Genomic DNA, 26,450 nt, shown 5'->3' on the forward strand with positions numbered 1-26,450 from the left:
CGCGCTTCCCCATGGAAAGTCAAGCGGAGCTAGGTTTTCGCGCCTTGGTGGCAACAATAGGTTTGGCCTTCGCGCGCCCAATTGGTTAGCTGAGGCAGTTCCTCTGCTTCACTTTGCGCCCAGAAAGCCCCTCGACATGACTGAAATGCTGCTGCTGATCGCCGGTTTGCTCGGCGGTGCAGTGAACTCGCTTGCGGGAGGAGGCTCGTTTATCGTGTTTCCGGCGCTGTTGTTTGCCGGCGTGCCGCCGGTGATCGCCAATGCTTCCAACACCTATGCCGCCCTGCCCGGTTACCTGAGCGGCGCCTTTGGCTATCGCCACGCCATGGCGCGCTATCGCAACAAGCTGGTGTTCTATACCGTCGTGGCACTGGTGTTCGGCTATGTCGGGGCCGAGCTGCTGCTGGTGGTGTCCGACGAGCAGTTTGCGCTGGTCGTGCCCTGGCTGATGCTGTTTGCGGTGCTGTTGTTTGCCTTTGGCAACCAGCTCAATGCGCTGGTGTCGGCGCGGGGCGGCAGCGGGCGCGGGATGCGGCTGGTCGGCAGCGTGCTGCTGACGGCCTTTCTTGGCGCCGTGTGCGTTTATGGCGGCTTTTTCAATGCCGGCCTCGGCATCCTGCTGCTGGCGTTCCTCGCCGTGGCGGGGCTCGACGACATCCATGCCATGAATGGGCTCAAGCTCTGGATCTCGGCCGTGGTGGCGCTGGTCGCCGTGGTGCGTTTTGCCTTCAACGGCTCAATCGACTGGTATCATGGCTCCATTGCGCTGGTGGGCGTCACCATTGGCGGCTACCTGGCGGCCCGCAATGCCCATCGGGTGCCCCGGGCGGCCTTGCGCCTCGCGATCATCCTTTATGGGGTGACGATGACCGCTTACTTCTTCTGGGGCGCCTATGCCTGATCGGCGCGACGTACCCAAACGGCGGCATCGTGAAAGGCGGCGCCGCCAAAGGGAGGCGCCGGCCGTGCATCGGTCAGGGTATTGATGCCCCTGCCCTCGCGGTGCGCCTTGTTGGGATGCAGCCCTTCGGCGATCACCACGCCACTGGGCAGGCCCAGGCGCAGGCGGGCGGTCAGATGCACTTCGCCCCGGCGATTGCCGACCAGAACCGCATCACCCTCGCCAATGCCGAGCGGAGCGGCGTCAGCGGGATGGATAAACAGCGATGGCGGGCCTTCACGGCGCTGGCTGCCGGGCGTTTCGTTGAAGGTCGAATTAAGAAAGGTGCGCGCCGGGCTCGTGGCCAGTCGGAACGGATGCGCGCTGTCGGTGCGCTCGGTGATGTCCCAATGGTCGGCAAAGCGGGGCATTGCGGCGGGATCGCAGGTCCAGAGATACCCCTTCTTGTCGGCTACGGCCTGCCAGTCCGGTGCAAAGCGGAAGCGCTTGTCGGGCCAGGCAAAGCCTTGGGCATAGCGCGCCTCGGCATCGGGGCGTTCGCGATCCACAAAGCCGAGGTGCTCGATGGCATCGAGTTCGCCATAGCCTGAGCGGCGGAATGTTTCGGCCACGACCTCGCGGTCGGTGCTGGTGAACGAGGGGTCGTCGAGCCCGAGGCGCAGCGCCAGGGCATTGATCACCTCGTGGTTGGACCAGCATTCGCCCGGCCGCTCGACCAGCGCGGGTCCATAGAGCACGCGGGTATGCCCGCCGCGGGTGTAATAATCATTGTGCTCGAGAAACATGGTCGCAGGCAGAACGATATCGGCCAGTTCAGCCGTTTCGGTCATGAACTGCTCGTGCACGACGAGGAACAGGTCTTCGCGCGCGAGACCCGCCCGGGCTAGGGTCTGATTGGGCGCGACCGAGGCCGGATTGGTGTTCTGCACGATCATGGCCTTGACCGGCCCGCCGCCCTTGAGCGCGGTTGCGTCACCCGTGAGGATCGGCCCGATCTCGCTCATGTCGAGCCAGCGCGGATCGCCCTTTTGCAAATGGCTGCCGACCAGGCGCGATTTATCAAGCTGCCATGTGCCCGAATTGGAATGGAACGCCCCACCGCCGCGATGCTGCCAGGCGCCGGTCATGGCCGGGATGCAAAGGACGGCATGCATGGCGGTGGCGCCATTGCGCTGGCGGGTAAAACCGTAACCCAGGCGGAAATAGGACCGCTTGGTCGTCCCCACGAGATGGGCGAAGCGCTCGATCTCGTCGACCGACAGCCCAGTGATCTCGGCGGCCCATTGCGGGGTCTTGGTGGAGAGATGCGCTTCGAATTCGGCGCTGAAATCGGTATACTGAGCCATATAGGCCCGGTCGGCGAGCCCATCGCGCAGCAGCACATGCATGACGCCGAGGGCCAGCGCGCCATCGGTGCCGGGGCGCAGCATCAGGCCCAGATCGGCCTTGTCCATGGTCGCCGTCTGGTAGATGTCGACCACGACAATGGTGGCACCCCGCTCCTTGCGGGCGCGCATGGCATGGGTCATCACATTGACCTGGGTATGCACCGCATTGGTGCCCCAGATCACGACGCAATCGCTTTCTGCCATCTGTTCGGGATTGACGCCACCCAGCATGCCAGTGCCGGCGATATAGCCGGGCCAGGCCGTGCCGGTGCAGATCGTGTCATACTGGCGCGAATAGCCCTTGGCGGCGCGCAGGCGGTCGATGCCGTCGCGCTGCACATGGCCCATCGTGCCGGCATAATAATAGGGCCAGATGCTTTCGGCGCCCCATTCGGCCTCGATGGCGCTGAAGCGGGCGGCAGTTTCGTCGAGGGCCTCGTCCCAGCTGATCGGCGCCCATTGCCCCCCGCCCTTGGGCCCGACCCGCCGCAGCGGCTGGGTCAGGCGATCTGGGTGGTGGACCCGCTCGCTATAGCGGCTGACCTTTTCGCAGATGACGCCGGCGGTATAGGGGTCGTCCTGGGCGCCGCGCACGCGCCCGATCCGGCCAGGGCCCAGCAATTCCACGTCGAGCGCGCAGGCCGATGGGCAATCATGGGGGCAGACGGTGCGGGCAATGCGCGGCAGAAAGGGCTGGTTCATGGCTGGCTCGGCGTTCACGGCAAACTAGCCGAGCCGATGGGGCCTGACCAGCGCTGACATCGCCTACTTCGGCCGCTTAAAGGGTGGCGAAGGCCTTGGTTGCGGTTTCGCTATTGCGGCGGGCGCGATTGCTGGCATGGCGGGCCAATTGCGCGGCACCCGAGTGGAACTGCGAAAAGGTGATGCTCTGCCGATCGGCGGTGGCGATGGTGATGCCGCGCCAATTGGGCTGCACCGAGCGCACATCGGACCAGGCGATGGTGGTTTCCCGGCCGAAAGCCGAGCGATGCTCGAGGCGCGAATTGTTCCAGCGCAGCTTGGTGAAGAGCCCGCCAATGCCGATGCCAAAGGCCCCTGCCCCCAGCAATACCGAGGCCGAAAAGGCTGCGATCATCTGGGTGGGGTTAACGGCCTTGGTGCTGCCGATCACGATCACGGCCGACATCAGAACGACCGAAAGGGCAGCCGCGCCATAGCAGGCAAAATATTCCACCATGGCCGGGCGCAACTCGGACCAGCCATCGACCTCGATCGCTTCCTCGTCCTGCAACAGGCGCAGGGCCAGGAACGCAGCATAGCCGAAAGCCACGACGCCGGCGGCGCGGGCCAGCGGCAGGGCGGCAGTAGCTGGAATGTGCTTGAGCACCAGAAGGAAAATAATAACGACAAGCGGCACAGCCACTTCCTGCCAGCGCAAGGGCACGATTGCTCTCCAAAAGCTGCGTCGCCAAACAGCGGCGGCGAACGAGTCTGAAACTAGCAAGTCACGCGCGCAAGACCATTAACAAAGTCGCGATTCTAAAAGGTTCCATCGCGACAAAGATATTTTTACCACAATGGAAATAGCCCGTTACGCGCGCCAAGCAGGCGAGAACAGCCCAGAATTGCGCGTCACGTCAATAGCTTAAGACCGGCGATGCCCGCGATGATGAGCCCGATGCAGCCCAGCCGCGCGGCAGTGGCGGGGTCACCGAACAGCACCATGCCAAGGATCACCGTGCCAACCGTGCCGATTCCGGTCCAGATAGCATAACCTGTACCCACTGGCAGATCACGCAGCGCGAGGCCCAAGAGCAGAACACTCGCGACCATGGCCGCGACGGTGAGGGTGGTAGGGACAAGGCGGGTGAAGCCTTCCGAGTACTTAAGGCCAACGGCCCAGCCAACTTCCAAAAGACCAGCGATAAACAGATAAAACCAGGCCAAGGATTACTCCTGCGCTTGGCGGGTCGTCCCGGCCAGAAAATGGGAAAGGCGCGAGGGTCGTCCCTCACGCCGTCTATTTAGTTCACACGCGCGCCGGTGGGAAGCCCCTGGTCGGTCGGTGTAGATGGCGCACCCACCGCTGCACTGCTTGCGTCGCCCTCGGCCTTGAGTTCTGCCTCCCCTTCTCGCCGCAGCGTACTGGCAAGCGGAAGCTCCTCAAGCAGGAAATTGAGCGCAAAAGCGAGCAAGGAAGCACCTGCGGCCGTAAAGAACACCGGATGGAGTGCACTGGCGAATCCCTCAAGCACCTGCTGGCGCACCTCAGGCGGCAGTGCTGCCACAGCCTGGGCATTGAAGGCTGAAGTGCCGCCGCCTTCGGGCAAGGCGTCACCCAACTCACGCGCAAGATTGCTCGCAAAGATGGCCCCGAAGACAGAAACCCCGATGGAGCCCCCGATCTGGCGGAACAGGGTGGCGCCGGCCGTCGCCACGCCCACTAGGTGCTGGGGCGAGGCGTTCTGGATTGCGGTGACGGCAACGCTGTTCACGGGACCGATGCCCACGCCAACGATGAGCATGAAAACGGCGATCTGCCAGTCGGGCGTGTCGAGGCTCATGCCGGCCAGCAGCAGCAGGCCCAAGGTCAGGAGGGCGGTCGAGATCATGGGCAGGATCTTGTAGCGACCGGTTCGGCTCATGAAAAAACCGGCGAGCGTCGAGGCGCTGATCAGGCCAATCATCATCGGTACCAACTGCATGGCGGAGGCAGTGGGGCTGGTGCCGCGGGCCGTCTGGAGGAACAGCGGCAGGAAAGTGATGGAGCCGAACATCGCCATGCCGACAAGGAACGACACGCTGTTGGAGACCAGAAAGGTGTTGTTGCGGAACAGGCTGAGCGGCAGCACCGGTTCGGCGGCTCGCTTTTCATTGATAACGAAAGCGGCGAGCAGCACCAGCGCTGCGACAACAAGGCCAATGATCTGGGCCGAGAACCAAGGGAAGGTCGTGCCGCCCAGGCTGGTGGCCAACACAAAAGAGGATAGCCCGGCACTCAGGAGAATAAAGCCAGCAAAATCAATCTTGTGGGACACACGGTCCGGGCGCGGCTTGAGAGCGGCGGCAATGACGCCAAGGGCGAGGAGGCCCAGCGGCAGGTTGATGAGGAAGATCCAGCGCCAGCTCAGATGCTCGACGATGAAGCCGCCCAGGAGCGGGCCGAGCACGGTGGACACCCCGAAAACCGCGCCGAAAATGCCCTGAATCTTGCCGCGCTGCCGGGGCGGGATGACGTCGGCGACCACCGCCATGGCGACGACCATGAGGCCGCCGCCGCCCAATCCCTGGATGGCGCGGGCGATGATGAGGAAGGTCATGGAGGAGGCCATGGCCGAGAGCGCGGCGCCGCCAAGGAAGATAAGTATCGCTATCTGCAAGACTTTTGCGGCCGAATAGATCGCCGAGCTTGCCATAGATGGGGGCGACGACGGTGGAGGAGAGGAGATAGGCGATTACCACCCAAGTGAGGTGATCAAGCCCGCCAAGCTCGCCCACAATGGTGGGAAGAGCTGTGGAAACAATGGTTTGGCCCAAAGAAGCCAGCAGGAGCGTAACGGCCACTGCGCCGATAATCACGCGAACCGACTGTGGTTCCGGCTCGCCGGGGGCTGAAGAAGTGGGAAACATGAACGCATCCTGAACGGATTCTGAACGGGCAGAGCACCGCCCTTGCGAGGGGGCGGCGGCCACGTTATATCTGCTTCTAGCATATGCATGTCAACAGCACGCAATTGCGACACATGCAGTTATGAGGCGTAAGTTGGCCCCCGAGACTCCCAATGATCAGGTCGATCTTTTGTTGCAGAAAGCAGGGCTCTCGCACGAAACTGTCACTGCGGCGCTGAGCATCGATGCGGTGCTGCAGAACTGGCGGCGGCGGGTGGCCAAGCGCGAACTGGGACACCGGGCGCTGGCCGATCTCAAGATCGGGCTCGACCTTGCGCAACTCGATGTGCTGGTCGCCATCGATGCGCCGGTTAACGAGTTCGGAGCGGTGACGGCGGGCGAAACCATGGTAGCAACCGTGGCCGAACGGCTGGGGATCGACCCCTCACGCGCTAGCAGGATCGTGGGGGACATGGTGGACAAGGGCTATGCGAGGCGGGCGGTAAGCCAGGCCGATGCGCGGCGCTCGATCATCGAGCTGACCGATGCGGGCCGTGCCGTGCTCGACGCGGTGCGGGCCTATAAATTCCTGATCTTGGGGGATTTCCTCAGCGGCTGGTCGAGCGAGGAGCTCGAAACTTTCCTCCCCCTGCTGCAGCGCTTTGGGCGCTGGTCCGAACACACGGAATCGGGGGCGGAAAAGTTCCGCGGGCAGATTGAGGCGCTGGCGGCAGGCCTGCCCCGGGCGTAGGCCGCCCGGGCGCAATCAGTTCAGTTCAAAAGGGTCAAACCTGCGGCTTGCGCTTGGGCTTGTGGTCCTTGCTCTTGGGCGGCTTTGGCTTTTCGGACCGGCTGGCGGCGGGAGCATCGCTCTTGCCGGCCCATTTTGGCTTGCCCTTGTCTTTGGCTGGAGGGGCCTTGGGACGCGGGGCGCGGGGCTTGTCGGCCGCAGGAGCAGCCGGAGCACCCGCCGGGTCCCAGGCGCCGGTTGGGGCAGCAGCGAAATCGTCGGGCTGCAACTCGGAGGAGCCATAACGAGCCTGGCGATCAGCGCGGCCGGGGCGTGGCGCATCGGGGTCAAAGCGCTCGATTGGACCGGCGGGACGGCGCTGCGACGGCGGGGGACCCGCGCGGCGTTCGCCCGGACCATCAACCGGGGCAATGGTGACGCCGCGTTCGCCCGAGCCATTCTTTTCGATGCTGCGGGCAAAGGCGTCGGCCTTTTGCGCAGCGACCTCAAAGATGGATTCGGTATCAAAAATGCGGATCGAGCCAATGGCAGTCTTGGTGACATTGCCGGCCTTGCACAGCATGGGCAGCAGCCAGCGCGGCTCGGCCTTGTGCTTGCGCCCGACTGTGACCTTGAACCAGGTGCCGCCTTCGAATTTTTCGCGGGTACGGGGGTCCTTGTCGCCGGGCTTGTCGAACACGGGAATGTCGCTGACATCCTCGGGTGCCGGACGTGCGGCCAGCTGCTGGCGCAGATAGGCGGCGGCAATGGCTTCGGGCGCATGGCGCTCCAGAAGCTGGGCGACGAAGGCGGTTTCTTCCTCGGCGATGGGCTTGCTCAGCATCTCGTTGGACAAAATGCTTTCGCGGTAGCGCGCCTCGATCTCCTCGGCCGATGGCGGGGCCATCATGGACACGTCGAGCTTGGCGGTCTTGAGGATGCGCTGGGCGACATTGCGCCGATGCGTCGGGGAAATGATGACGCAGGTGCCCTTGCGCCCGGCCCGACCAGTACGGCCCGAACGGTGCAGGAGCGTATCGGGATTGGTGGGCAGATCGGCGTGGATCACCAGATCCAGATTGGGCAGATCGATGCCGCGGGCCGCAACGTCGGTGGCGACACAGATATGGGCGCGCCCGTCGCGCATGGCCTGCAGCGCATTGGTGCGCTCGGCCTGCGAGAGTTCGCCCGAAAGGGTCACAACATCAAAGCCGCGATTATGCAGCCGCGCCGAAAGATGCTTCACCCCTTCGCGGGTGGAGGCGAAGACGATGGTGTTGACCGCCTCGAAGTAGAGCAGCGTGTTGATGATGGCGTTTTCGCGCTCGGCGGCGGGCACCAGCATCAGCTTGTAGTCGATATCGGCATGCTGCTCGGTGGCCGAGGTGGCCGAAATGCGCAGCGCGTCGCGCTGGAAGGTTTTGGCCAGCTGCGCGATGGGCTTGGGAACGGTCGCCGAGAACAGCAGCGTGCGGCGCTCTTCGGGCGCGGCATCAAGAATGAATTCGAGATCTTCGCGGAAACCCAGATCGAGCATCTCGTCGGCTTCATCGAGCACGACGGCGCGCAGCGCCGACATGTCGAGAGCGCCACGGGTGATGTGGTCGCGCAGACGCCCCGGAGTGCCGACAACGATATGGGCGCCCCGCTCCAGCGCCCGGCGCTCGGTGCGGGCATCCATGCCGCCAACGCAGGACGCGGTCTTGGCGCCGGTTTCGGCATAAAGCCATTCCAGCTCGCGCTGCACCTGCAGGGCCAATTCACGGGTCGGGGCAATAAGTAGGGCCAGCGGCGCGCCAACGGAGGTAAAATGGTCTTCATCGCCCAGGAGGGTTGGCGCGATGGCCATGCCAAAGGCGACGGTCTTGCCCGAACCGGTCTGGGCGGAAACCAGCAGGTCGCGCCCCGCGGTTTCCTCTTCGACCATCGCCGACTGGACGGGGGTCAGCGTGTCATAGCCCTTGGCCACGAGGGCGCGGGCGAGCGGGGCAAGGATAGTTTCAGGCAAGGACATTTCTGGCTTTCTGGACGCCGCCAATCATTGGCGTCATGGCCCGCGCGGCAGTGAGCCGTTGGTCGCGGATAGGGTAAAGGAGGCTCCTGCATTGGCAGGAACAAACGCCGTGGTGGTTGGAGGCACAGCACACAGCAAAGCAAAAGGCCGCCCCGAGGGCGGCCCGAAGGCTGTCTAAGCGCATTAAGCACAAAACCGGCGCCCTGTCACCCCGGCCAGCAGCCGGGACGACATTGCGCACAAGGCTTTTGGCTTAGCCGACGATCTCGTCTTCGGTGAAGAAGAACTTGATTTCTTCGGCAGCGGTTTCGGGAGCGTCCGAACCGTGTACCGAGTTTTCGCCGATCGAGAGGGCAAATTCCTTGCGGATCGTGCCGGGAGCGGCATTTTCCGGATTGGTCGCGCCCATCACTTCACGGTTCTTGAGGATGGCGCCTTCGCCTTCCAGAACCTGGACCACGACGGGCGACGCGATCATCTGCTCGACCAGTTCGCCAAAGAAGGGGCGTTCCTTGTGCACGGCGTAAAAGCCTTCGGCCTGTTCGCGCGTCATGTGGATCTTCTTGAGGGCGATCGGACGCAGGCCCGCTTCCTCGAACTTGGCAATGATCTTGCCGATCAGGTTGCGGCGGACGGCATCGGGCTTGATGATGGAAAAGGTGCGTTCGAGCGCCATGGCGGGCTGATCCCTTGATTGTTGTTGTTGGAAGGTGGCGCGCTTTTAGCTGCACTCTGTGTCCGACACAAGACGGCCGCGCTCAAAGGAACGCGGCCGCTGGGGATTGGCAAAAAGGATCAATCGTCGACCGTGGTGGTTCCGGTGGCAAGCGTTGCCCCATCAGGGCCGATCAGGGTGATGTTGACCGTGTTGACGGTGCCATCGACGGGCACGGTCTGGTCCACTTCCTGCTCGGTCTGCATGGCGGTGCAATTATCCCCTGTCCGAGTGACCGGGAAAGTGATGTCGAGCACGCCATCGATGGCATCGTTGAGTTCGGCCATGCCCACCTGGTCGCAGGAGCTGCCCATATACTCGAATTCGATCTCCATCTGCGTCTGGTCAATGCGGTCAGCATCCAGATCATCGATGGACGCAGCGTCCTGGGCGAAAGCCGCTCCAGTGGTCGCCAGAACGAGGCCGGCGGCAAGGTTCAGGGCAAAGTGCTTCATGCTGAGTTCCTTTCGAGTGAAGAGCTTGTCAGGACACCAACGCATGGGCCGCGCAGGTGGATGCGCGACAATGGGGCACGGCCATGCAGGGCTGGCGGTTGCCATAACGGACACTTAACTCTATCCAACATTCCAAAGACAGTTTTGCCGCGGCGTTTGACCCGCCCGCCTTGTTCCGCAGCGCTTTGTGCTGCCTTCTCGATTCAGAAATTGCTTGCGCCATGCTCACCATCAACAATCTCACCTACCGCATCCAGGGCCGCGAGCTGTTCGAGGACGCATCGGTGGTGCTGCCGACCGGCTCCAAGACCGGCTTTGTGGGCAAGAACGGCACGGGCAAGACCACGCTGTTTCACCTGATCCAGGGCCATATCCACCTCGATGCCGGCTCGATCGAGCTCAACAAGAAGGCCCGGATCGGCGCCGTTGCGCAGGAAGCGCCGGCGGGCGACGAGAGCGTGCTCGAAGTGGTGCTGGCCGCCGATACCGAGCGCACCGCGCTGATGGCGGAAGCGGAAACCGCTGATGATCCCGACCGGATCGGCGAGATTTATATTCGCCTGGCCGATATCGATGCCCACACCGCCGAAGCGCGCGCCTCATCCATTCTCAAGGGGCTTGGCTTCGAGCAGGACCGGCAGAACGCGCCGACCCGCGAGCTGTCGGGCGGCTGGCGCATGCGCGTGGCGCTGGCGGGCGTGTTGTTCAGCCAGCCCGATCTGCTGCTGCTCGACGAGCCCACCAACTATCTCGATCTCGAGGGCACGCTGTGGCTCGAGAAATATCTCGCCACCTATCCCTATACCGTCTTCATGATCAGCCACGATCGCGACCTGCTCAACAAGTCGGTGAGCTCGATCATCCATCTCGAGCACAAGAAGCTGACCTTCTACAAAGGCAATTACGACACCTTTGAGAATACGCGCCGCATGCAGATGGAGCTCAACAACAAGAGCCGCGACAAGACGCTCGACCAGATCGCGCATATGCAAAAGTTCGTCGATCGCTTCAAGGCCAAGGCCACCAAGGCCAAGCAGGCCCAGGCGCGTGTCAAAATGATCGAGAAGCTGCGTCCACCCGCCGCGATGTTCGATGAATATGCGGCGCCCTTCACCTTCCAGCAGCCCAAGATCGAGCCCCCTACCCCCATGATCACGCTGGATGGCGTTTCGGCGGGCTATGGCAACAAGACGATTTTGCGCAACATCAATATGCGCATCGATCCCGAGGACCGGATCGCGCTGGTCGGCGTCAACGGCAACGGTAAATCCACCTTCGCCAAGCTGCTGGCCGGGGACATTCCGGTGATGGGGGGCTCGTTCAACAAGGGTAAGAAGCTCGAGATCGCCCACTTCGCCCAGCACCAGATGGACAAGCTCAAGCCCGAATGGACCCCGTTCGAGCATGTGATCGAGCTGATGCCCACCGATAGCGAGGCCAAGCGCCGCTCGCGGCTCAGCCAGATGGGCCTGACCAAATCGCGCATGGATACGCCAGCCAAGAACCTCTCGGGTGGCGAGCGCGCGCGTTTGCTGATGGGCCTCATCACCTTTGGCGGCCCGGGGATGATGATCCTTGACGAGCCCACCAACCACCTCGATATCGACAGCCGCGATGCGCTGGTGCATGCGCTCAACGAATATGAAGGGGCCGTGCTGATCATTTCGCACGACCGCCATCTGGTGGAAGCCACCTGCGACACGCTCTGGATCGCCGAAGGCGGCACGATCAAGCAGCTCGACGAGGATCTCGACAGCTACCAGCGCTCCATCACCGGCGCCAAGGAAAGCCGGGGCGGCACCAAGGAAGACCGCAAGGCCGCCAAGGCGCAGGCCGCGGCCCGCCGCGCCGAGATCGCGCCGATCAAGGCCTCGATCAAGGACGTGGAAGCCAAGATCAGCCGGCTCAAGAGCGAGATCGGCAAGATCGACGCCCAGCTCGAGGACCCCAAGGTTTATAACGGCCCCGCCGACAAGGTGGTGAGCCTGGGCAAGGACAAGGCGCGCTTGAACGCCCAGCTCGAGGAGGCCGAGGAAAGCTGGCTGACCCTGAGCGCGGACCTCGAAAGCATGGAGGGGGCATGATCGGCCGCACTGCCGCCGAGGTGATTGCCCTTTTGGGGCTCGAGCGGCACCCCGAGGGTGGCTGGTATGTGCAGAGTTTTGCCGACAAGGCGGCGGCGGATGGTCGGGTCCATTCCACGGCGATCTATTTCCTGCTCGAAGGCGGGGAGCGTTCGCACTGGCACCGGGTGGATGCGGCCGAAGTCTGGCACTGGTATGCCGGCGCGCCCCTGACGCTCGAGATTGCCGACGACACCGGGGCCTGGGCGCTGACCTTGGGGGGTGACCTCTTTGCCGGGGAGCGGCCGCAGGCGGTGGTGCCGCCCGGGGCCTGGCAGGCGGCGAGCAGCAGCGGGGAGTGGACGCTGGTGGGCTGCACGGTGGCGCCGGGCTTTGAGTTCGCCCGGTTTGAGCTCGCGGCGCCCGGCTGGAGCCCTACGGAGCGTTAAGCCTGCCGCCCGGCCGGCGTTGACTCCACTCCGCTCGCCCCCGACAATCCCCAAGAGGGATCAACGACCGGAAAGAACCGCTATGCGCTTTTGGGGCCCGGGCCTTGCCGTTGTCATGTCCCTGTTGCTGATGCTGGGCGGCGCGGCGCAGGCGCAGCCGTTGAGCGAGGCCGAGCGGCGGGCGCGGGTGATCCAATTTGCCGCCAACAACAGCCTGTTCGTGCTGTACCATGAAATGGCGCATCTGCTGGTGCATCAGCTGGGGCTGCCGGTGCTTGGGCGCGAGGAAGACGCGGCCGACAACATGGCGACCTGGACGCTGCTCAACCAGGGCACGCCCCATGCCGAAGCCGTGCTGGCCGATGCGGCGCGCGGCTGGCTGTTGTCGGGGCTGGTCTATGGTGCCGAGCTTGATGACACCGATTACTACGACAATCACAGCCTGGATCGGCAGCGCGCGTTCGGGATCGTGTGTCTGATGGTGGGCAGCGACGCGCGCGCCTTTGCTCCCATCGCCAATGCCTATGCTATCGACGAGGGGCGGCAAGGCACCTGTCCGGATGACTACCGGCTGGTGAACCGCAGTTTGGCGAAGCTCCTGGCCGGGCGGGACCGCAAGAAAAGCAAGACCCGGGTCGAGGTGTCCTACCAGAGCGTGAGCGGACGGCTCAAAGGGGCGGCGGATGCCTTCAAGGCCAGCGGCGTGTTCGAGCAGGTGGCGGATGAATTGCGCGGGCATTACAGCCTGCACAAACCGGTGCAGCTCAACGCCAAGCGTTGTGGGGAAGCCAACGCCTTTTATGATCCGCAAACGCGCGAGATCATCTTTTGCTACGAGATGATGCAGGACTATATGCAGCTTTATACCAGCCAAAAGCCCGGCAAGGCCGTCCCTGCGCTCTAGTCAGCTAAAGCCGACATATCGGCCGGCGCGATGATTGGTGGCAATGATGAGATTGAGCACCAGCGCGCCCAGCAGGGAATACAGCACCCGGTCGAGCGGCAGGATGAAGAAGGCGGCGAGCAGGATCACCGCGTCGATCCCCAGCTGCACATAGCCGGCGCGAATGCCGAAATTTTCCTGCAGATACAGCGCGAGTATATTGATGCCGCCCACGCTCGCCTTGTGCCGGAACAGCGACAAAATCCCCAGCCCCATCATGCCGCCACCCATGAGCGCGGCGTAGAGCGGCTCGATGCGCCTGATATCGAGCCAGGTGGGGATGGCGGAAGAGAAGAACGACACCAGCAAAACGCAGCAAAAGGTCTTAAGCGCAAAGGGCCAGCCCATGCGCAGCACCGCCAGCACGTAGAATGGCAGGTTGATGACGAAGAACAGCAGGCCAAAGCTCAAGCCAGTGCCGTATTGCAAAAGGAGGGCAAGACCCGCCGTGCTGCCGGTGATGAGGGTGGCTTCGGCGTAGAATACGATGCCCAGCCCCACCAGCATGGTGCCGATGAGCATGGCGAAGATGTCTTCGGCAAGGCTGTGGCGGCTGGGAGCGGCGAGGTCGGGGGTCAAGCGCGTTTGCTCCAGCGTCCGTCCTGGTTTTGCTGCCAGTAGGTCACGGTATTGCCCGGCGTCAGCGCCCGCCAGGCGAGGCGCGCTTCGGCCACGGCATCGGGATCGTGCCCGGAAAACAGATAAACCAGCCGCTGATAGCCCTCGGCCGATTGGGGCACGGCGCGCTCAACGAAAAAGCGCACCTCAGCCCCGTTCGGGTTTTCAGTGCCGGTGGTCAACAGCACGGGCTGGAGCGGATCGGTGTCCTCCCCAGCCAAGCCGTGGGGCAGGAAACTGTCGTCGCGATAGGCCCAGAGATGGGCTTCGAGCGCTTCGGCGCGCTCGGAGCTGCCGATTTCCACCACCGCTCGCCAGCCGCGCTCGAGGGTTTTTTCCAGCAATTGGGGCAGCACCGCTTCCAGCGGGCGCTGCTCCAGATGGTAAAACAGAACTTCGGCCATGCCAGCTCCGATGCGCGGCTCAGTTCTCGTAGAAGTCCCGGACCAGCCGGTCCAGCAGCGCCACGCCAAAGCCCGGCGCCCAGGACGCGTTGATCTCGCTATTGCCGGCGCCAAAGGCCATGCCGGCAATATCGAGATGGGCCCAAGGCACATCATTGACGAAATGCTGCAGGAAATGGGCCGCCGTGATCGAGCCGGCCGGGCGGCCGCCGGTGTTCTTGATATCGGCAAAGCGCGATTCGATGAGCTTTTCATAGGCCGGCGACAGCGGCAGGCGCCAAAGCTTTTCATTGGCGGCAAGCCCGGCATTGAGCAGCTGGATCGAGAGCTCGTCATTGTTGGAGAACAGACCCGCATGATCATGGCCGAGCGCCACGATGATCGCCCCGGTCAGGGTCGCCAGATTGATCATGAAGCGCGGCTTGAAGCGCTGCTGGGTGTACCAGAGCGCATCGGCCAGCACGAGCCGGCCTTCGGCATCGGTATTGATCACTTCGATCGTGGTGCCCGACATCGCCTTGACGATATCGCCCGGGCGCACCGCAGTGGCCGAGGGCATGTTTTCAACGAGGCCAATCACGCCCACGGCGTTGACCGGCGCCTTGCGCTTGGCCAGCGCCAGCATCAATCCGGTAACGGCCGCAGCGCCGCCCATATCGCCCTTCATGTCTTCCATGCTGGCAGCGGGCTTGATGGAAATGCCGCCGCTGTCGAAGACGACGCCCTTGCCCACAAAGGCGAGTGGGGCGGCATCTACATCGCCGCCACGCCACTGCATGATGGCAAGGCGAGCCGGACGGGCCGAGCCTTGGGCCACGCAGAGCAGCGATTCCATGCCCAGCCGCTTCATGTCCTCGGGCAGGAGGATCTCGACATTGATGCCGTATTCGCTCAGTTCGGAAACACGGTCGGCAAACTCCACCGGGCCCAGCACATTGGCCGGCTCGTTGACCAGTTCACGCGCCAGCAGCGTGCCGTCCACCACCGCGCCGCGATCGGCAATCGCGGCATCGACGGCCGCGGGATCGGCCACATGGAGGGTGACGGCAAGATCGGCCGGTGCATCCTCGCGTACCGCCTTGTATTTATCGAACTTGTATTGACGCAGCCGTAGCCCGGCCGCGAGTTCGGCGATGGCGGCGGGGGTAGCGCCGGCCTCATCGACGACGACTGCAACCGTGGGCACGCGGCTGGCCAGAATCTTGGCCATCAGCGAGCCGCCTCGGTCGGTCCAGGCATTGAGCGGGATTTCGCTCGTCCCATTGCCCGCGCCCAGCACAAGGAGGCGCCCCGCAGCCGTCACCACATCGAGTCCCTGCCCCTGCTTGCCCGTAAAGGTGGCAGCCTTGCTCACCTGGCTCCAGTCCAGCCCCGTCTGCGCCCACAAACCAGCGGCAGCGCCGGCGGGGGCTTGCCCTTCATGGGCGTAAACGATGACGAGAGGCGCAGCAGCGCCAGCCAGCGCTGCGGTGTGGAGATCAAACTGTTGGGGCATGGAATGGCCTTGTTGGCGAAATAGGCTCGCAGTGTGCGCAAAGGTTGAGGGGGACTTTCACGGGGTTTTCGGCCCGCGTCAATCCCGCAACAGCGGCGCGGCAAAGGGCCCCTGCGGCCGGGCCCGCGCTTGAACCGGGCAGGGAAAGGTCTCAAGGTCGTTCCGACAGTCCAAGAGTAGTGCGAGTTTCTGCCAGCCCATGAAGCGATTGACGAGATATGTGGCGGGCCTGTTCGTGCGCGATGCCGTAATCCTGTTTGGTGTGGTGTGCGTGCTGCTTTGGCTGGTCAACTGCCTGCGATCCTTTGACGTGGTGGCGGTCAAGGGACAGGATCTGCTGACGCTGGCGCTGCAGGCGCTGCTCACCATGCCGCCGCTAGCCTTGACCTTTGCTTATGTGTGCATCGGCATCGGCGTTGCCCGGGCCCTGCAGGCACTGCAGAACAATCGCGAACTCCATATCATCCACACCAGCCATGGACTGGGATCGCTGTGGCGGGCGGCCGCCATCGTGGCAGCGGGCGGGATGATCTTCGTGCTGCTGCTGAGCAATTTTGTCGAGCCAATGGCCAATCGGCGGGTCAACCTGCTGCAAACCAGTATCGCGGCGGACCTCGTCAGCTCCACCCTCAAGCCCAAGCGCTTCACCCAGGTAACGCCTGGCGTTGTGCTGTTGATCGGTGGCCGCTCCGGCAATGGAGAAATCACCGATTTCTTTGCCGATGACCGGCGCGATCCGCGCACCGAGCGCACCTATATCGCCAGTTCGGCCCGGGTGGCACGGGACGGCGACAATTACATGCTCGAGCTGCGCGATGGCTCACTGCAATATACCGAAAGTACGGGGCAGTTCTCGCAGATCTCGTTTGCCCGCTATGACCTCAGCGTCGAGCGGCTAACGCAAACCCCCGAGGACAATTTCCGCTTCCGCGAGCAGGACAGCCTTTCCGCAGTCAATGAAGCACTGCAGAGCGGGCAATGGACGCCCGAGCTGCGCGCCGACCTGCTGGAGCGGCAAGCACCCGCGCTCAGCGTTCTGGGCATTTGTCTGCTGATGGTCGCGGTGCTGGGCTTTCCCAATGGCAGGCGCAGCAGGTTCACCGTGCCCATGGAAGCCTTGGTGATGCTGCTGGCTTTTGCCGAGCGGGGCGTGAGCTCCTATAGCCCATGGGGTCCGGCCACCGGAGGGATCGTGCTCATTGTCGCCGCCCTCCTGATCATCCTGATGCGCGCGCGGCCCCGGGCGCCGGGCAAGGTGGTGCCCGCATGAGCCGGATCGACCTCCTCGTGCTCACCCGGCTGGGCGGGCGCATCGCCACCATCGTTTTTGTGTTTTACGGGCTGATCGCCCTGGTGGAATCGCTCGACACCTGGCGCTTCAACTATGTGGCCGAAAACCAGGGGGTGCCGCTGGCCATCCTGATGGTGGCGATGAGCGCGGTGCGCTGGACCATCAAGACCCTGCCCGTGACCGTGCTGCTGGGCGCAATCCTGGGCTTCCTCGATCTCAAGGCGCGCCATGAGCTGACCGTGATTGCCGCCAGCGGTATCTCCATCTGGCGCATCGTGCGCGCCCCCACCGTGGCGCTGATCTTGGTGAGCTTTGTCATTGCCCTGGGCGCCGAAACGATGAGCACCCAGATCAACCGTCAGCTTTATCCAACCTCCCCGGGCAAATCCTCCATGCTCACCGATGGGGACGATATCTGGCTCGAGCAGCGCAGCGGGGAGTTCCGCTATGTGCTGCTCGCCCGTGCCATGCAGCCGGGCGGCTCGGTGCTGGGGGATGTGACGGTCTATGCCCTCGGAGGCGAAATGCCCCCGCGCATCGAGGCACCCGAAGCGCAGCTGCGCGACGGACATTGGCTGATGCCGGAAGCGACCGTGCGCACGGCCGATGCCCCGGCACGGTTGGTACGCGACTTCGCCCTGCCTACCACATCGAGCCCGGCCGAAATCAGCCTCAAGCTGGCCTCCACCGAAGACATGACCTTTTTCGAGCTGTCGCGCCTTGTGAGCGCGGGGATTGCCGATGAGGGCATCCGGGCGGCAGCGACAATGCGGCTGATCAAGCTGCTCTCCTTGCCGCTTGTGCTTACCGGATCGCTGTTCATTGCATTTGCATTTACTGCGGGTTATCGAAGGTCGGCTAACTATGGCCCCGCGGTTCTTTCGGGGATCGTTCTTGGGTTCGTTGTGTTCGTGATTACCGAGATGGCTGACCGCGCAGGGTCGACCGGCGTTCTCGACCCCACGTTTGCGGCAGTTGGACCGGCATTGGTGGCGATCGTTATTGGTGTAACGGTGCTGCTGTATAAGGAAGACGGGCGCGCGTGAGTAACAGGGGCTGGAACACAGGTTTGGTGTCGCCGCTCCGCAAGGCGGGTGCGGGTGCCCTGCTGGCGCTGGCCTTGTCTACGGGCGCCATGGCGCAAGGGCTGGTGCCGGCGCAATTCTTCAATGCTCCCGTCGATTCCGAAGCCGCTGCAGCGGTGGAAGCCGATAATCTGCAATTTGATGCCCGCACCGGGATCATCACCGCTTCAGGCGATGTGGTGCTGAATTATAGCGGTTACACCGTAACCGGGCACAATCTCGTCTTCAACCGCAACAGCAATGATGTGCAGTTCACGGGGCCCGTGAGCGTGCGCGACCCCTCGGGCAATGTGGCACAGACTACCGATCTGCGCGTGACGGGTGGCATGAAGCAGGCCTTCATCAACGCCCTGACGATCACCACCTATGACGGCGCCCGGATCACGGCGGACAGCGTCGAATATGACGCGGCGCTGCGAACCCTTTTGAATGATGCCACCTATTCGCCTTGCGGCGATTGTATCGACGCCAAGGGACGGCGAATCGGCTGGTCGATGCGCGCGGCGCGCATCATCTCCAATGAGGAAGATGGCTCTCTGACGCTCGAGCAGCCCTCGCTGGCGTTGCTGGGATTTCCTGTGGCGTGGCTGCCTTACCTTTGGCTGCCCGATACCAGCGACAGCGCGCTGGCCAATGTCCGCATGCCATCGATCGACTCCAGCGAGGAAATCGGGCTCAAGGTTGAAGTGCCCTTTGTGGCCTATTCCAATCAATGGACCGACATCATCCTGTCGCCCGCGCTGGTGAGCCGGCAGGGCCTGTTGCTGGGCGCCGAATGGATCCAGCGCTTCGACCAGGGCTCGTTCCGGATCAAGGCCTCGGGGATCTACCAGCTTCAACCGGACGCCTTCAGCTTCCCCGAAGCGCGCGAGGACTGGCGCGGAGCGGTGCAAAGCTCGGGCTCATTCCGGCCAGTCGAGGACTGGACGGTGGGTTGGTCCTACTCGGCCTTCACCGATGCGGCATTCTTCGAGGATTATCGCCTCGAAGAGCGCGAAGCCTCGGTCAACGAGGTCTATGCGACCAATGTAACGCGTGACACCTTTATCGATCTGCGCCTGCAGCAGTTCAACCTCCTGGGCGATGTGCCCGAGGCCGACCAGGACCGACAGGGCGATGCGGTGCCCAATGCCCGGTTCAACCATGTCGAGCGCCTCGCGCCCGGCTATGGCCAGGTGGAGGTGAGCGCGCGCCTTTTAGGCGTACAGCGTGAGGGCGATCACCGCGCCTTTGCCAATAGTGTGCCCTATGTGTTCGGCTTTGCTGGCGACAAGACCCACGCCATGCTGCAGGGCGGCTGGCAGACGCAGTGGATCGGCGCCGGCGGCTTTGTCGCCACACCCTATCTGGGCGGGCGCCTCGATGCGGCCTATTACAATGGCGAAAGCACCTTGCCAGTGGCGCCCGATGAAACCACGCTCTGGAGCGCAACGCCAATCGCCGCCATGGATGTGCGCTTCCCGATGGCCGCGAGCGATGGATCCACGGTGCATCTGGTGGAGCCGATCGGGCAACTGGTTTATCGCGGCTCGGACACTTCGCTTGTCGGCATCACCAATGACGACGCCCAAAGCTTTGTCTTCGATGACACCAATCTGTTTTCGTATAATCGCTTTTCAGGCAGCGATCGGCAGGAAACCGGGCTGCGCGCCAATATCGGCGGCCGTTATCTGGCTGACTTCGCCGATGGCAGCTATCTCGAACTGATTGCCGGCCAGTCCTTCCATTTGGCAGGTGAGAATGCCTTTGTCACCGCGGATCCTGCATTCAGCAGCGCCCGGACGGGGCTTGAGGACGGGGCATCCTATGCGGTGCTGGGCGCTTATGGCGCCCTCAATCCCCATACCCGATTTGGCGGCAAGCTGCAGGTTGATACCCAAACCATGGACATCGCCCGCGCGGGGCTGGGGGCGAGTTTTTCGGCCGAAGGGTATTCGGCGGGGCTCGATTACTTCTATATTGCCGCCGACCCCCAAGGTGGCGTGCTGCGCGACCAACATGAGATTGGCGCGCAAGTGGGCGTGCCCATCGCCGACTACTGGACCGTCAAGGCTGCCACCTATTGGGATCTCGCGGCCAATGAGTGGCTGCAGGTCAGCGGCGGCGTCGTATACGACGACGGCTATCTGGAACTGGGCGCCGGGGCGACCCGAACTGGACCAACGCACACCACCCCCGACGATACGCGGTTCACGGCATCGTTCCGCCTCAAGGCGCCCGCAGGGTTCAATGTCGGCGTCGGCGGCGAGTAGGTTACCGATTTTGGCCGTATTCGTGAGCAATTGACTCCACGATGTTCCCGCCCCATTGGAGGTGGGCAAGCGAACAACAGGCGGATAAGCGAGATGGCGGTTGGAAATTTGGCCCGCGCGGCCGGGGCTGTGATGATCGGCGCGCTGATGAGCTTTGGTTTGGCAATGCCGAGCTTGGCAGCCAATGTGAAGGTCACCGTGAACGGCACCCCGATCACCGACGTGCAGATTGCCCAGCGCGTCAAGCTGTTCGCCATTGAAGGCAACAAGACCGGCCAGCGCGGCGCCACCGAGCAGTTGATCGATGAAGCCATCCAGATGCAGGAAGCCGAGCGGCTCGGCATCGAGGTTTCGGGCGCACAGGTGGATGAAGGCATCCTCCAGATCGCACGTAACACCAAGCTCAGCCAGGACAAGCTGATCCAGATGCTGCAGCAAAGCGGCGTTAATATCGACACGCTGCGTGATCGGCTGGAAGCGGCTATTGCCTGGAACGGCGTGACCCAGGCGGCGATCATGCCCCAGGTGCAGATCTCGGACCTGGCGCTCGATCAGCAGGCGGCCAGCAAGGTCGCGGCCTATCAGAGCTTTGATTATATCCTCAAGGAAATCATCTTCGTGGCCCCGGGCGGCCAGGGCGCCGGCGCCCGCACTGCCCAGGCCAATCGCTACCGCAGCAGCTTTTCGGGCTGCGACAGCGCGGTGGAACTCTCGCTCGGCTTTACTGACGCGGCCGTGATCGATGTGGGCCGTCGGCACGCCACCCAGCTGCCCGAAGCCATTGCCAAGGAACTGGCCGGGCTCAACGCCGGCGGCATCACCAAGCCGCGCGTGGTGGAAACCGGCGTGTCGATGCTGGCGGTCTGCCAGAAGACGCAGGCGGAAGACCTGACCTTCATCAAGGGCGATCTGCGCGCCGAAGCGGGCAGCGACGCGCTCAAGGGACAGGTCGAGACCTATCTGGCCGATTTGCGCAAACGCGCCAAAATCATCTACAACTAATCAGGGCCCGCTTCGGCGGGCCTTTTGCTTTGGGGGGTATGGATTTGGCTCAGCCGCTGGCGATCAGCATGGGAGAACCGGCCGGGATTGGGCCTGACCTGATCTTGCAGTTGTTCGCGCGACGTCATGCTGAGGCCCTGCCCCCATTTTGCGTCTTTGGCGCATCCGAGTTCTTTCGCGCCCGTGCGGCTCGGCTGGGCCTCGATCTGGCGGTAGAGGAATGCACGCCCGCTGACGCGGCCGAGGTGTTCGCGCGGGCTTTGCCCGTGTCAGCCGTTGAGGGGCTGGTGCCAGACCATCCCGGCAAAACGAGCCCGTTGTCGGGCCAGGCGGTGATCCGCGCCATCGAGCAATCGGTGGCCGCGGTGCTGCGTGGCGATTGTCGTGGGCTGGTGACCGCGCCCATCCACAAGGCGGCGCTTTACCATGCCGGCTTCCGGCACCCCGGCCATACCGAGTTTCTGGCCGAGCTTTGCGCGGGCGGCGGCAAGCCCAAGCTGCCGGTGATGATGCTGGCCCATGGCGACCTGCGGGCGGTACCGGTCACCATTCACGTCCCGATCAAGGATGTGCCGGGGCTCCTCACCAAGGAGTTGATCGTCGAGACGGGCTGCGCCGTGCATCGTGATCTTAAGCACCGCTTCGGGATCGCCGAGCCGCGGATCGGGGTGGCCGGTCTAAACCCCCATGCGGGAGAAGGCGGCGCGATCGGACGCGAGGACCTGGAGATCGTGGGCCCGGCCGTGGCCGAAATGCGCTTCCAGGGCGTTGACGCAGTCGGTCCCATTCCTGCCGACACGCTGTTTTATCCGCCCCATTGGCGGCAATATGATGCGGTGATCGCCATGTATCACGACCAGGCGCTGATCCCGATCAAGACGGTGGCGTTTGAAGACGCCGTCAATGTTACATTAGGACTGCCGATCGTGCGCACCTCGCCCGACCATGGCACGGCGTTCGACCTCGCGGGCACCGGGAATGGGTCGCCACGCAGTTTTCTTGCGGCCATCCGGCTGGCCGACACCATGACGGAGCCGAGCAAGGCATGAGCCAGATCGATGACTTGCCCCCGCTGCGCGAAGTGATCGCCGAGCATGGGCTGCGCGCTAAAAAGGAACTCGGACAGAATTTCCTCCTGGACCTCAATCTCACCTCGCGCATTGCCCGCGTGGGCGGCTCGCTGGAAGGCGTGCGGGTGATCGAGGTGGGTCCGGGGCCTGGCGGGCTGACGCGGGCGCTGCTGGCCGAAGGGGCGCGCGAAGTGATCGCCATTGAGCGCGACCCACGCACGCTCCCTGCCCTCGCGCAGATTGCCCAAGCCTATCCTGGCCGGCTGACCGTAATCAGCGGCGACGCGCTGGAGATGGACTACCGTGCGCTGGCGGATGGGCCGACCCGCATCATTGCCAACCTGCCCTACAATATCGCAACACCCCTGCTGACGGGATGGCTCACCGCCGAGCCCTGGCCGCCGTTCTGGGACAGCCTGACGCTGATGTTCCAGCGCGAAGTGGCCGAGCGGATCTGCGCGGCGCCGGGCGAGGATCCCTATGGCCGGCTTGGCGTCCTGGCCGGCTGGCGCACCGATGCGCGGATTGCCTTCAATGTGGGTCGGCAAGCCTTTGTGCCGCCCCCAAACGTGACGTCTGCCGTGGTGCATCTCGTACCCAAGCCGGTGGACGACACCATCGCGGTCAAGCAGCTCGAACAGGTCACCAAGGCCGCGTTCGGACAGCGGCGCAAGATGGTGCGGCAAAGCCTGAAATCGCTGGGCGTGCCGTTGGAAGGCCTGCTCGCTGCCGCCGGGCTCAAGGGCGATGAACGTGCTGAGGATTTGCCTGTTGGTGCGTTCCTCGCCATGGCGAGCGTATTGCCGCAGCTGCGCCAGGCAGCAGCGGCGGCCAGCCAGCAATAGGTCGGCTAGGCTCCGGAAGGGGCTGCAGGCACCGGCTGCTCGGATGGCAGCGGCGCAAGGCGGGTCAGGTGCAGCCCAACGAACAGGGCTGCCGCTGCCGCCCCGCCGCTAACCAGCAGCACGCCGTTCCAGTCCCAGGCGACCCACGCATAGCCGCCCAGCGTACCTAGCACCGATGAGCCCAGATAATAGCTGAACAGATAAATGGCGGAGGCCTGGGCACGACCGACGCTGGCGCGGCGGGCGACCCAGGCGCTGGCAATGCCATGGGCGGCGAAATAGCCGGTGGTGGCAATGGCGAGCCCCAGAATGATCACCGGGGTTGACGGCACAAGGGTCAGGAACACCCCTAGCATCATGACGAGCACCAGGGTCCAATACACCCGCCGCCGTCCGAGGCGCTGTGCGAGGCCGCCGGCCCAAGCTGAGCTGAAACTGCCCAGCAGATAGACCACGAAAATGGCCGAGATGGCCGCATGACTCAGCGCAAAGGGCGGCAGCGCCAGCCGGAAACCGACATAGTTGTAAAGGGTGACAAAGCTGCCCATCAACAGGAAGGCCGAGGCAAAGAGCCAGGGTAGCCCAGGATCGCGGAATTGCAGGCGTACCAGCGCGGCAAGCTCACGCAGCGCAATGCGGCTGCGGCGTGAATTATGCGGCGCGGGAAGGAGCAGCACGACCACCAGAGCAGCGAGCGCGATGGCGGCGCCAAGAACCATGAGCGCGGGGCGCCAGCCAATGAGATCGGCAAGGATGCCCGACAGCAGCCGCCCGGCCATGCCGCCAATGGCAGTGCCCCCGATGTAAAGCCCCATGGAAAAGCCCAAAGCTTCGGGGTCCATCTCCTCGGCGAGATAAACCATGGCGACCGCGGGCAGGCCGGAAAGGGTAAGGCCCATCAGGGTGCGGATGATGAGGAGCGCGCTCCAATTGGGCGCGAAGGGCAGGACGAGCCCCAAAGCCGCGGTGAGGAGAATGGCCCAGACCATCAGCGTGCGGCGCCCCAAGCGGTCGGACACCCAGCTGGCGAGCAGGAGTGCGAGCGCCAAGGTGGCGGTGGTGCTGGAAAGCGCAAGGGAACTGGTGCCGGCGTCGAGCCCAAACTCGGCCGCCAGGATGGGCAGCAGCGGCTGCACGGAATACAGCGACGCGAAGATCGCGAAGGCGGACAGAAAAAACGCGATATTGGCGCGCACAAAGGCCGGGGTGCCACGGCGGATGATCTGCGTGCCGTTAGTCATGCCAGAAGTGCCTTGTCGCGCAGCGGGAGGTCGAGGAGCTTAAGACCGCAGCCCGGCGCCACTCAAAGGGAATCGATCTGGTTTTGCAGATCCTTGACGAAATTGTCGAGCTGCGTCAGCCGGCTCCGCTCGAGCCGTGCAGCGGCAAGGATGGAGCGCACTTTCTGGGTCGAAGCCTCCAGATCGTCATTGACGATGATATAGTCGTATTCGTTGTAGTGCTGCATCTCGAGCTTGGCGTTGCGCAGCCGCTTTTCGATCGTGCCCACGCTGTCCTGCGCGCGCCGCTCGAGCCGGGCGCGCAGCTCCTTGATGCTGGGGGGCAGGATGAACACGGTCACCATGTCCTTGCGGCTCTTTTCGTAGAGCTGCAGCGTGCCCTGGTAATCGACGTCAAACAGGATGTCGTTGCCGGCGGCCAGCTGCTCTTCCACCTTGGCGCGGGGGGTGCCGTAGAAATTGTCGTGCACCTGCGCCGATTCGAGCAATTCGCCATCGGCCTTCATGCGGTTGAAGGTGGGCACATCGATGAAATAATAGTGCGTACCCTCGACCTCGTCGGTGCGGCGGGCTCGCGTTGTCACCGATACCGACAGCCGGATATTGGGGTCCTGCCCGAACAGGGAGCGTGAAATGGATGATTTACCCGCCCCAGAGGGCGAAGCAATCACCAGCATCACGCCGCGACGTTGAGATTCCATTGGGGCACGGCCTTGCGTGAGGTTCTGTCGCTGGGTTGTTTAGCGAACAAAGCCTTGCGGTCAAGAGCCGTGCGCCACCCCGTCCCCAGCTGCGACCTATTGCGGCGCGGCGGGGGCCGCCTCACCCGCTTCTTCGGCTTCCAGCGCCTGGCGGGCTGCTTCGGCATCTGCCTCGGCCTGGGCGGCCGCCTCACGCTCTATTTCGCGCCAACGCGCCACATTGGTCTGGTGCTCGGCATAGGTTTCGGCAAAGGCATGGCCGTCAGAGGGTACCGGCCCCTTGGCCACGAAGTAGAGATACTCGTGGGTGTCGGGGTTGGCGACAGCGCGCAGGGCATCGGCGCCCGGATTGGCAATCGGGGTCGGGGGCAGACCATCGATCTGGTAGGTGTTGAACGGGGTCTTGGCTTCGATCTCGGAGCGCCGCAGCCCGCGCCCAAGCGGGGCCTGGCCATTGGTGATGCCATAGATGATGGTGGGATCCGACTGCAGGCGCATGCCTTCGCGCAGCCGGTTGACGAACACGGCGGCGACCTGTGGACGCTCGCTAGCGACCCCGGTTTCCTTTTCCACGATGGAAGCGAGAACCAGCAGCTCTTGGGCCGATTGGAGGGGCAGGTCCGGATTGCGGGCGGCCCAGATCGCGTCTAGCTCGGCCTTCATCGCGGCCTGCATCTTGTCGACCACTGACTGGCGGGTATCGCCGGGAAGGTAGTCATAGCTGCCGGGCAGCAGCGAGCCTTCGGGGGGCACCGGGGTGATTTCGCCCACCAAATTGCTGTCGCCATTGATCCGTTGCACCGCTTCCCACGTGGTCCAGCCCTCAGGGATGGTCACGGCGTAGCGGATCGGATTGCCTTCGGTGAGTTCCTTGAGGATATCGGCCATGCTGGCGCCGGCGGGGATGGTGAAGTCACCCGCCTTGAGCTTGCCTTGCCGCTCGAGCGCCCGCCCGCCCAGCTGGAACACATAGCGGTTGGAAATCAGCCCCTGCTCTTCGAGGCGCTCGGCGGTGGTGCCAAGACCATTGCCCGATTCGACCCGGAACACCGTATCGGCCTGGGCGGGACCATCGCCATAGAACTGGGATGCGCCAAACAGCAACACGCCACCGGCAACCACCAGCCCGATCACGAGCAGCGTCAGCAATCCGTTGAGGATCTCGAGAAACCCGTTGCCCGACCGCTTGCGCGTCCGCCGGTTCTTTGGATCGGCCAT

Annotated in this window: 24 protein-coding genes; 11 read left to right on the top strand and 13 right to left on the bottom strand. The window is 63.7% G+C overall.

Annotation, left to right across the window (positions count from 1 at the left end; all coding sequences use genetic code 11):
* The first annotated feature begins 136 nt into the window (after window positions 1-136).
* Window positions 137-901, top strand: coding sequence for a sulfite exporter TauE/SafE family protein (locus HRQ64_RS17860; protein ID WP_172125321.1), 765 nt, complete (start codon window positions 137-139; stop codon window positions 899-901).
* On the opposite strand, the gene HRQ64_RS17865 is transcribed toward HRQ64_RS17860, so the two are convergent.
* From HRQ64_RS17865 to HRQ64_RS17880, 4 genes are all read right to left on the bottom strand, one after another.
* Complete coding sequence (locus tag HRQ64_RS17865; RefSeq protein ID WP_172125323.1) at window positions 892-2,991, bottom strand: molybdopterin oxidoreductase family protein; 2,100 nt, start codon at window positions 2,989-2,991, stop codon at window positions 892-894. The two genes, HRQ64_RS17860 and HRQ64_RS17865, sit on opposite strands and share 10 nt — an antisense overlap.
* 76 nt (window positions 2,992-3,067) lie before the next feature.
* Window positions 3,068-3,694: a hypothetical protein gene (locus HRQ64_RS17870; protein WP_172125325.1), complete on the bottom strand. Its 627-nt coding sequence runs from the start codon at window positions 3,692-3,694 to the stop codon at window positions 3,068-3,070.
* A gap of 188 nt (window positions 3,695-3,882) precedes the next feature.
* On the bottom strand, window positions 3,883-4,197 hold the full coding sequence (sugE, locus tag HRQ64_RS17875; protein ID WP_172125327.1) for a quaternary ammonium compound efflux SMR transporter SugE: 315 nt from the start codon (window positions 4,195-4,197) through the stop codon (window positions 3,883-3,885).
* Between the two features lie 77 nt (window positions 4,198-4,274).
* The gene (locus tag HRQ64_RS17880) at window positions 4,275-5,630 is read right to left on the bottom strand and encodes an MFS transporter (protein ID WP_248308271.1); all 1,356 of its coding nucleotides are present in this window, start codon (window positions 5,628-5,630) and stop codon (window positions 4,275-4,277) included.
* 383 nt (window positions 5,631-6,013) lie between these two features.
* Between HRQ64_RS17880 and HRQ64_RS17885 the strand changes: the two genes are divergently transcribed.
* A complete protein-coding gene (locus tag HRQ64_RS17885) occupies window positions 6,014-6,610 on the top strand; it encodes a MarR family transcriptional regulator (RefSeq protein ID WP_210258706.1) in 597 nt (198 codons plus the stop codon).
* A gap of 34 nt (window positions 6,611-6,644) precedes the next feature.
* On the opposite strand, the gene HRQ64_RS17890 is transcribed toward HRQ64_RS17885, so the two are convergent.
* The 3 genes from HRQ64_RS17890 to HRQ64_RS17900 all read right to left on the bottom strand — a co-directional run bounded on the left by HRQ64_RS17890 (window position 6,645) and on the right by HRQ64_RS17900 (window position 9,773).
* Entirely contained in the window at window positions 6,645-8,603 is a 1,959-nt protein-coding gene (locus HRQ64_RS17890; protein WP_172125331.1) for a DEAD/DEAH box helicase, read from the bottom strand.
* A 253-nt stretch (window positions 8,604-8,856) separates the two neighbouring features.
* Window positions 8,857-9,279 (bottom strand): nucleoside-diphosphate kinase, encoded by a 423-nt coding sequence (gene ndk / locus HRQ64_RS17895; protein WP_127754317.1) that lies wholly within the window; start codon window positions 9,277-9,279, stop codon window positions 8,857-8,859.
* 119 nt (window positions 9,280-9,398) lie between these two features.
* Entirely contained in the window at window positions 9,399-9,773 is a 375-nt protein-coding gene (locus tag HRQ64_RS17900) for a hypothetical protein (RefSeq protein ID WP_127754318.1), read from the bottom strand.
* Window positions 9,774-9,994: 221 nt separating this feature from the next.
* Here HRQ64_RS17900 and HRQ64_RS17905 point away from each other — a divergent pair, with 221 nt between their 5' ends.
* The 3 genes from HRQ64_RS17905 (at window position 9,995) to HRQ64_RS17915 (ending at window position 13,189) form a co-directional block, all read left to right on the top strand.
* Window positions 9,995-11,857, top strand: a complete 1,863-nt coding sequence (locus tag HRQ64_RS17905) for an ABC-F family ATP-binding cassette domain-containing protein (protein WP_172125333.1) — start codon at window positions 9,995-9,997, stop codon at window positions 11,855-11,857.
* A complete protein-coding gene (locus tag HRQ64_RS17910) occupies window positions 11,854-12,285 on the top strand; it encodes a cupin domain-containing protein (RefSeq protein WP_172125335.1) in 432 nt (143 codons plus the stop codon). Before HRQ64_RS17905 ends, HRQ64_RS17910 begins: the two co-directional genes overlap by 4 nt.
* Window positions 12,286-12,367: 82 nt before the next feature.
* Complete coding sequence (locus HRQ64_RS17915) at window positions 12,368-13,189, top strand: DUF4344 domain-containing metallopeptidase (protein ID WP_172125337.1); 822 nt, start codon at window positions 12,368-12,370, stop codon at window positions 13,187-13,189.
* Here HRQ64_RS17915 and HRQ64_RS17920 read toward each other — a convergent pair whose 3' ends face one another.
* From HRQ64_RS17920 to HRQ64_RS17930, 3 genes are read right to left on the bottom strand one after another with little or no spacing between them, the layout of a single operon-like run.
* Window positions 13,190-13,750, bottom strand: coding sequence for a YitT family protein (locus tag HRQ64_RS17920; protein ID WP_172125495.1), 561 nt, complete (start codon window positions 13,748-13,750; stop codon window positions 13,190-13,192).
* A gap of 53 nt (window positions 13,751-13,803) precedes the next feature.
* Window positions 13,804-14,250: a DNA polymerase III subunit chi gene (locus tag HRQ64_RS17925; protein WP_172125339.1), complete on the bottom strand. Its 447-nt coding sequence runs from the start codon at window positions 14,248-14,250 to the stop codon at window positions 13,804-13,806.
* 19 nt (window positions 14,251-14,269) lie between these two features.
* Window positions 14,270-15,745 carry a leucyl aminopeptidase gene (locus tag HRQ64_RS17930; RefSeq protein ID WP_172125341.1) on the bottom strand — a complete coding sequence of 492 codons (1,476 nt, stop codon included), beginning with the start codon at window positions 15,743-15,745 and terminating at the stop codon, window positions 14,270-14,272.
* 208 nt (window positions 15,746-15,953) lie between these two features.
* On the opposite strand from HRQ64_RS17930, the gene HRQ64_RS17935 reads away from it, so the two are divergent.
* From HRQ64_RS17935 to rsmA, 6 genes are all read left to right on the top strand, one after another.
* The gene (locus tag HRQ64_RS17935) at window positions 15,954-17,015 is read left to right on the top strand and encodes an LptF/LptG family permease (protein ID WP_172125343.1); all 1,062 of its coding nucleotides are present in this window, start codon (window positions 15,954-15,956) and stop codon (window positions 17,013-17,015) included.
* The gene (locus HRQ64_RS17940; protein ID WP_172125345.1) at window positions 17,012-18,082 is read left to right on the top strand and encodes an LptF/LptG family permease; all 1,071 of its coding nucleotides are present in this window, start codon (window positions 17,012-17,014) and stop codon (window positions 18,080-18,082) included. Before HRQ64_RS17935 ends, HRQ64_RS17940 begins: the two co-directional genes overlap by 4 nt.
* A 26-nt stretch (window positions 18,083-18,108) precedes the next feature.
* Entirely contained in the window at window positions 18,109-20,373 is a 2,265-nt protein-coding gene (gene lptD, locus HRQ64_RS17945) for an LPS assembly protein LptD (protein WP_349236749.1), read from the top strand.
* 93 nt (window positions 20,374-20,466) lie between these two features.
* Complete coding sequence (locus HRQ64_RS17950) at window positions 20,467-21,375, top strand: SurA N-terminal domain-containing protein (RefSeq protein WP_172125349.1); 909 nt, start codon at window positions 20,467-20,469, stop codon at window positions 21,373-21,375.
* 38 nt (window positions 21,376-21,413) lie between these two features.
* Window positions 21,414-22,424 (top strand): 4-hydroxythreonine-4-phosphate dehydrogenase PdxA, encoded by a 1,011-nt coding sequence (gene pdxA / locus HRQ64_RS17955; RefSeq protein WP_172125351.1) that lies wholly within the window; start codon window positions 21,414-21,416, stop codon window positions 22,422-22,424.
* Window positions 22,421-23,290: a 16S rRNA (adenine(1518)-N(6)/adenine(1519)-N(6))-dimethyltransferase RsmA gene (rsmA, locus tag HRQ64_RS17960; protein ID WP_172125353.1), complete on the top strand. Its 870-nt coding sequence runs from the start codon at window positions 22,421-22,423 to the stop codon at window positions 23,288-23,290. The genes pdxA and rsmA overlap by 4 nt, the downstream gene beginning before the upstream one ends.
* 5 nt (window positions 23,291-23,295) lie before the next feature.
* Here rsmA and HRQ64_RS17965 read toward each other — a convergent pair whose 3' ends face one another.
* From HRQ64_RS17965 to mltG, 3 genes are all read right to left on the bottom strand, one after another.
* Window positions 23,296-24,531 (bottom strand): MFS transporter, encoded by a 1,236-nt coding sequence (locus HRQ64_RS17965; protein ID WP_172125355.1) that lies wholly within the window; start codon window positions 24,529-24,531, stop codon window positions 23,296-23,298.
* A 62-nt stretch (window positions 24,532-24,593) separates the two neighbouring features.
* Window positions 24,594-25,232: a guanylate kinase gene (gmk, locus tag HRQ64_RS17970; RefSeq protein ID WP_248305141.1), complete on the bottom strand. Its 639-nt coding sequence runs from the start codon at window positions 25,230-25,232 to the stop codon at window positions 24,594-24,596.
* Between the two features lie 96 nt (window positions 25,233-25,328).
* On the bottom strand, window positions 25,329-26,450 hold the full coding sequence (gene mltG, locus HRQ64_RS17975) for an endolytic transglycosylase MltG (RefSeq protein WP_172125357.1): 1,122 nt from the start codon (window positions 26,448-26,450) through the stop codon (window positions 25,329-25,331).

Origin of the sequence: Devosia sp. 919 (genome assembly GCF_013185965.1) — a bacterium.
In the GTDB taxonomy this organism is placed as follows: domain Bacteria; phylum Pseudomonadota; class Alphaproteobacteria; order Rhizobiales; family Devosiaceae; genus Devosia.